Origin of the sequence: Micromonospora sp. NPDC049114, from assembly GCF_040648635.1 — a bacterium.
GTDB lineage: Bacteria > Actinomycetota > Actinomycetes > Mycobacteriales > Micromonosporaceae > Micromonospora.
Genome location: NZ_JBEZEA010000030.1, coordinates 1 through 6,525, shown reverse-complemented (window position 1 = coordinate 6,525; position 6,525 = coordinate 1). Strand labels below are relative to the sequence as shown.

Genomic DNA, 6,525 nt, shown 5'->3' with positions numbered 1-6,525 from the left:
GTCCGAGCAGCTGCCGCCGGCCCCGCCAGCGCCGGCACCACAACCGCGCCGCCGCCGACTGCGAACCGTCCTCACCGTGGTCGGTGGGGTGCTCGCCCTGCTCTGCCTCGGTGCGGTGGCGACGGGGTACGTGTTGTACACCCGCGCGGCCGCCCCCGACCGCAGCGCCCCCGACGTGGTTGTCGTCAACTACCTACAGGCGGCGCTTGTGTCTCGCGACGTCAACAGGGCCAAGCAATTCACCTGTGACGGTGCAGTTCCGGCGCTGGATGAGTTCGGCGCACAGGTAGTCCAACGAGAACGAGAACTGGATGTATCGTTTTCGATCAACATCGAAGGCGTCGTCGTTTCCAAGGTCAGTTCACGTGACGCTTCGGTTATCGCTGTTATCCGCCGTAGCGCATCAATCGACGGAGTTCAGCAAAGTCTGGCTGACACCTGGCGGTTCGATGTTCAAGACAGAGATGGCTGGCGTGTGTGCACCGGCAGCAGGGTCAGCCAGTAGTCATTCGATCCACAACAGATGTACGGGCACCTCCAGGGTGGTGGGTGACTGGCCACGCCAGGCCCAGCGGTACCACTCGACTTCGGGCGTGATCCGCACGCAGATGTCGCCCTCGGCCCCGGAGTAGGTCTCGGTGACGGCCCGCATGTCCCGGTGCTCCAGCCCACCCTCGACGTGCACCACCCGGCGGCCGGTGACCGCGTCCGCCTCGAACACCGGCGTGGGGGACCGGTGGGACGGCCCGTCCAGCGAGACCAGCCGGATGCCGGTGTCCCCGGTGTCGTCCGATCCGGGCCGTTCACCGACCGTCTCCACCCAGACCCGCTCCACCGGCACCAGCGGCGCGAACACCTCGACCTGGTCGGCCTCGGCCCGGTACCACTCGTGCTCGGGGATGACCGGCACGTAGGTCCGGGCACCCTGCACGACGCGGTCGTCCGCGCGCAGGTCCCCTCGCCAGCCCAGCCCGGGTAGCCCGACGAGCACCCGCTGCCCGCGTAATTCCACACGCCCGGTCGCGGGCACGATGGCCAGTGGGCGAGGTGGCCGGGGCGCCCAGTCGGGCTGGTCGGCGAACGGGTCCGGCATCGGTCCGGTCATGCCCGCGACAGCCTCACTCCGCGGCGCGCAGCGGGGCGCCCCGCGCGCGCATGAACGGAATCGGGTCGGTCGCGCCCCGGCTGGACCTGTCGTTTCGCAGGTGCACCTCGAAGTGCAGGTGGGGACCGGACGAGTTACCGCTGCTGCCCACCTGCCCGATCACCTCGCCAGCCGGCACGATCTGATCGGGTGTGACCCGGGGGCGGACCACCATGTGGCAGTACCGGGTGATGTAGCCGCCGGCGTGCAGGATGTCGACGAACCAGCCACAGCCGCCCTTGCCGGGGTACCCGTCCACGTCGCAGCTCCGCCGTCCGCGCTTGTCCGGGTCGCAGCGGGCTACGAGCACCCGGCCGGCGGCCGCGGCACGGATCTCGGTGCCCTTGCCCGCTCCGATGTCGACGCCGTTGTGGCTGGGTCGGTCGGCGGTCTGGAAGCCGGAGCCCACGTCACCGGAGATCGGCGCGGTCCAGCCGGAGGCGGCGATCTGGCCGCGCTCGGCCGCATCGCACACAGCCTTTCCGTTGATCTCGACGGTGCGGGCCGCGCCACCGGCCAGCGCGTCCACGATCTTGCTGGCCAGCTCCTCGTGCTTGGCGTACGCGTCCGGATAGGCGCTGACCTGGACCTGCTGGGCCACGACGGTCAGCGGTCGGCGCTGCCAGCTGCGCACCTTCACGAGCTTTTCGTAGAACTTCCGGGCCGTGTACGCGGGAGTCATCCGCTCGGCGACCGAGCCCCATCCCGGCCGCTGCTGGAACAGACCCAACGAGTCGTGGTCCGCGCCGACGCCCTCGTGCGGCAGGGCGAGCGAGGCGGGCACCCCGGTGTTCGCCAGATTACGCAGCGCGGACTCCTGCATGGCGGTGGCCAGGGCGATCACCCAGCCACGCGAGGGCACCCCCATGTCCTGGCCGACCTTGATGATGATCGCCGCGTTGCGGACCTGAGCGTCGCCATACTCGGCGAACCGGGGCAGCTCGCCGACAATGTCCACCGGGCGCACTGGTCCGCAGCCCCAGCCGGCCAGGGCGTCCCCGTTCTCCGCATCGCCGCCGAGACCGCTGAGAAAGAACGCCGCGGTGCCTCCAGTGCAGCAGAGCAGGAGCAACACCCCGGTGAGCACCGAGGCGATCACGCCGACCCGTATCGGGCGGCGAAGAGCGCGGCCCGCTCGGCCGGCGGTCACTGTCGCTCCCAGTCGATCACGTCGACCAGCCAACCCTCGTCCGCAACCACCAGCTCCAACCGGAGCCGCCCGGTGTCGAGCGGTAGCAGCACCTCGACGAACGTGTCGGTGCGCGATCGCACCGATGGTGGGCCGGTCACCTCCCCGTCCGGCACACTACCGGGCTCGGCGCCGGCCAGCTTCTCGGTCAGCGCCGGGGTCGACAACGGCCGCAGGCCGGCCTGCCACTGTTCGGTGGTCATGCCGGGTCGACCGAGCCAGGCCGAGGCAAACCGGTCGGCGGTCTGCTCCGGCGTGCGGGCGCCGGGCCGGGTGACCGGCGACGGCGGAGCCTCGGTGGAGATCACCCCGTCGTCACCGGCCGTCGGGTCGACGGTGGTGATCGGCCGGTTCGGTCGGCTGCTCAAGCCGTCCGCCGGGTCCATCGGGCCGGACGCGAGGCGGGCCGCCCCGATTACCCCGAAGACCAGTACCGCGATCACCACCGCCACTCCCAGCCGAGACCGCAACGCCCGGGTGAAGAGGAATTCCAGGGCCCGTCGCATCGCTGTCACCGAGCCTCTGAGCGCACCCGAGGTCCGGTGCGGTCCGGCACACGTTCGGTGGAGCCCGGCCGGTAGACCACGAACGACGGGTTCTCCGACGGTACGTCCGGTTCGGTCCACGTCGCCGGCTGCCGTCGACGGGGCTGCGGCGGCACCGGACGACCTCGGGTGCCGGTCTCCTTCGCCGGCGCCTCATCGGCGCGTTCCTGACCGTCCGGTCGACCGTCGCTGGCGCGTACGCCCCCGACCGGGGTTGGCGTCGGCGTCGGGGCCGGGTCTTCCCGGCGGGCCTCCGGGCGCAGTCGGGTCTGCTCGGCGACCGGCGATCGGCGGCGTCCGCCCACCGGTTCCATCGTCCCCCCGGGCTCGGCCACGTCGAGCCGGGCCGCCGTCCGCATGTCCCGGAAGAACCGGCGGTGCCAGGACCCGGCCGAGCTGACCGCCTCGCTGCTGTCCTTGCCGCCGAGCTGGGTGATCCGCCGGTACGGCCGCAGCAGCAACCAGCCGACCACTCCGCACAGCCACACCAGCACCACCTGGAGCCAGCCGGGCAGCGTGGGCGTACTCATGATCAGATCGACCGCGAACAGGTAGATGGCGGCCCCGGTGCCGAAGATGGCGATGTTGAAGATAGCGGCGACCACGGCGTTCGCGAGCCGCCGCAGGCCGGCACTGGCTGGTCGGAGCAACCCGACAGTGCCCAGGATGGGTGCCGCGATCACTGCCCATCGGAAGATCAGGAAGCCCAGCAGGACCAGTAGCGACGCGGTCAGGTCGAACATGGCGAACAGGATCGAGGCCAGCACCGCGATGAACCCGGCCCCGACCCGGTCCATGTCCCGGACACCCTGGAGGTACTCGTACGCCTCCGGGTCCTCGGTCTGAATCTGCTCGGCCACCCGCGCCCACTGCTGCTGCTTGGCCTTGATCGTCGCCTCCCGGGTGGCCGGGTTGGCGCGCATGGACTGTGCTTCGCCCCAGGTCAGAGATCGCGCGTCGTAAAGTGCCGGACCGTACTTGCGGGCCGTCTCACTGTCCGCCGATCCGAGGACCCCCCGGACCCAGTTCCGATAGAGCATGGTCTCGGTAGCGGTGTCGCTCGCGCGGACGGCCGGGGTTCTGAGGTCTTTGCAGCGATCTGGATCGATGCAGCGGCCGGGTGCGGGTTCTTTCGCTTGCGGGCCCACCGCGTCGTGCACCACCCCGAGGCTGGTGACGAGTGCGCCGTCTGCGATGTTCGCCGATTTCACCGGCCATGCGGCGAGCGCGGTGACCGCGACCATCACCAACAGAGCCCAGCCGGCGGTGGTCATGGCGTTACTCATGTCCGACTGCCGGGACCGCCAGAGCAGATAGAGCCCCACCACGCACAGCGTGACGATCCCGAAGACGCTGAACACCTTCTCGTAGACGGACTTGGTGGCCTTCTCGACCAGGGGGTCCGCCCAACCCCACATCGAGCCGGGATCCCAGGCGCGTTCCCTGAGCGCGTTCGAGGCACCGATGATCGACGTGGCGATCATGAATTCGCCGTTCGCGACCGTCGTGGTGAACTTGTAATCCGGATGCAGCACACTCGACGCGCAGCCGCCGTCGATGTCGTAGGTGTTGTAGTTGTAACCCGCGTATCCGTAGAGGCTGTACCGACCGGCTACTCCGTTCGCCGCCTCAGCCGGCGGCGCGGCGGCGAACCAGCCGGCGAGGCCGGAGTCCGGCGTCCCTGGGGTCGGCGCGTTGCGGCACTTGACCTCGTCCTCGCTGACCGCCTGGAGCTTCCCTACGCAGGCCCGGAAGTCCGCCTGCCATTCGGCTGTCGTGCAGAGGTCGGCGCGGGCCTGGGCGACCGGTGGGGCGGCCGCGGCCGCCTCCGCGCCGAGCAGCGGCCAGCTGAGGGTGGCCCCGGCCAGCACGCCGAGCGCGAGCAGGAACGACGCGATCCGTGCCCGGGGCCCAGCCATGTCACGCCTCCAGATCCGGCAGGGAGATGCTCGGCAGGACTCCGGCCGCCGCGGCGATCGCGGCGGGCGTCGTGTCGAGGTGGTCCAGCAGGCCTTCGACGTACGAGACGTCGACGCGGACCTTCTGCACCCGGCCGTCGACGTCGCGCATCACGAACTCGCGGAATCCGAGGCGGTTGGCCGAGTTGGTGTCGGCGGCGGAGAGCGAGGCCAGGGTGGCCTCGTACCCGTCGTTCACCGGCACCCGCAGCAGCCGCAGCGCTTCGGAGGCGATCTCGGCGTCCTCGGCGATGCGGCCGACGAAGACTGTGGAGACCAGGTTCTGCACGTCGAGGCCGAGGATGTCTCGGGGGTTCTGCGAGGCGACCAGCGCGGCGAGGTTCCACTTGCGGGAGTCCCGGGCGAGCCGGACCAGGAACGACCGGCCCGACCGCCAGCCCTCCATGAAGTGCGCCTCGTCGAGGCCGACGAGCTTGCGGGACGACATCGACCCGCCGTAGCAGCGGCGGACGGCGAGCCGGTGCGCGGTGTGCAGCATCGGCAGGGCGAGGGCCTCCTCGGCCGACCAGTACTCTCGTTCGATCTTGAGGTCGGGCAGCCGGAGCCCGGCCATCGTGATCACGGTGAGTGCTGCGTCGGCACCGAGCAGACCCTCGGGCGGCCGACCGAAGAAGAGCATGGCCAGCGGCATTTCCGCGGTGTCCAGGAGCAGGTTGGCCAGCTCCTTGCCGGCGTCGTCGTCGAGCCGCCCGAGGCAGCTCACGACGTCGTCCAGGGTGGACGTCTCCTCGGCGGGAACCTGCCGGACCGCATGCCGGAACAGGGTGGCGGTCGACGCCTCCCGGGCCACCTGCGGCGGCACGAGCATCATGCAGATGTCCTGGACCAGCATGCGCCGCTCGGCCCGGGCGTTGGAGACCGCGATCTCGAACTCGCGGTCACCGGAGGCACCGGTGGCGAACTCACTGCGCAGGGGCGTCGGGATGAGCGAGTAGGGCGCCAGGGTGCCGTGCTCCGAACCGGTCAGGTTCAACACCCGGGAGTACGGCCGCAGCTCGGGCATGGCGCAGAGCCGGGCCAGCGGCCCGGACGGGTCGAGCAGGGTCACCTGGACCCCTCGGCGGGCGGCGAGATAGCCCAGCGCGCCGAGCAGGGTCGACTTGCCACCACCCGGTTCGGCCACGAAGACCGCGAGCCCGGAGCGTTCGCGTACCTCCATGGGGAAGTGCAAATCGAGGAAGACCGGGCGGCGGCAGGTGCCGGCGGTACGCCCGATGAGGTCGCCCCTGCGGTCGCCGACGGTGGACGCGGCCTGGGGGAGCGCGGCGGCGAGCAGCGGGACCGGCATCCGGCGGACGTAGCCGGTGTTGGCGATGGGCTCGCCGGGGATGAACTCGCGAGCCAGCCAGTCCTGGTTCTTCGGGTGCTGCAGGGAGATGCGCAGCTCCCGGGAGTAGAGCTGGATGAGCCGGCGGGCCCGCTCCAGGCACTCCTCCCTGGTCCGGCCGCCGACCGCGATCCGGTGCCAGCCGTGGGCGCGGGCCGAGTCGACGGGCAGCCCGGTGGTCATCTCGTCGCCGATCACCAGCGCCCGCTTGGCGAGGCGTTCCAGCTCCGGTGGTGCGTCGATGCCGTGCTCGGCGTAGTCGAGCTGCTGGGAGCGGATCATCCGCAGCCGGTGTTCGAGATTGCGGAACGAGTCGCCGGAACCGAGGATGTCGACCCGGG

Annotated in this window: 6 protein-coding genes; 1 reads left to right on the top strand and 5 read right to left on the bottom strand. The window is 70.7% G+C overall.

Features of this window, described 5'->3' with window-relative positions; genetic code table 11:
• The coding region (locus AB0B39_RS32910) for a hypothetical protein (protein WP_357576220.1) at positions 1-505 on the top strand (505 nt) is incomplete at its 5' end.
• Here AB0B39_RS32910 and AB0B39_RS32905 read toward each other — a convergent pair.
• The 5 genes from AB0B39_RS32905 to AB0B39_RS32885 all read right to left on the bottom strand — a co-directional run.
• Complete coding sequence (locus tag AB0B39_RS32905; RefSeq protein WP_357498164.1) at positions 506-1,105, bottom strand: hypothetical protein; 600 nt, start codon at positions 1,103-1,105, stop codon at positions 506-508. It lies immediately after the preceding gene.
• A gap of 13 nt (positions 1,106-1,118) precedes the next feature.
• Complete coding sequence (locus tag AB0B39_RS32900; protein WP_357498167.1) at positions 1,119-2,294, bottom strand: M23 family metallopeptidase; 1,176 nt, start codon at positions 2,292-2,294, stop codon at positions 1,119-1,121.
• Positions 2,291-2,848: a hypothetical protein gene (locus AB0B39_RS32895; RefSeq protein WP_357498169.1), complete on the bottom strand. Its 558-nt coding sequence runs from the start codon at positions 2,846-2,848 to the stop codon at positions 2,291-2,293. The genes AB0B39_RS32900 and AB0B39_RS32895 overlap by 4 nt, the downstream gene beginning before the upstream one ends.
• Positions 2,845-4,797 carry an MFS transporter gene (locus AB0B39_RS32890; protein WP_357576219.1) on the bottom strand — a complete coding sequence of 651 codons (1,953 nt, stop codon included), beginning with the start codon at positions 4,795-4,797 and terminating at the stop codon, positions 2,845-2,847. Before AB0B39_RS32890 ends, AB0B39_RS32895 begins: the two co-directional genes overlap by 4 nt.
• Position 4,798: 1 nt before the next feature.
• Positions 4,799-6,525: ATP-binding protein (locus AB0B39_RS32885; protein ID WP_357576218.1), on the bottom strand; the 1,727-nt coding region annotated here is incomplete at its 5' end.

Coding starts and splice junctions, on each gene's coding strand:
- AB0B39_RS32905 (WP_357498164.1), bottom strand. CDS start 1,105: ATGACCGGACCGATGCCGGACCCGTTCGCCGACCAGCCCGACTGGGCG.
- AB0B39_RS32890 (WP_357576219.1), bottom strand. CDS start 4,797: ATGGCTGGGCCCCGGGCACGGATCGCGTCGTTCCTGCTCGCGCTCGGC.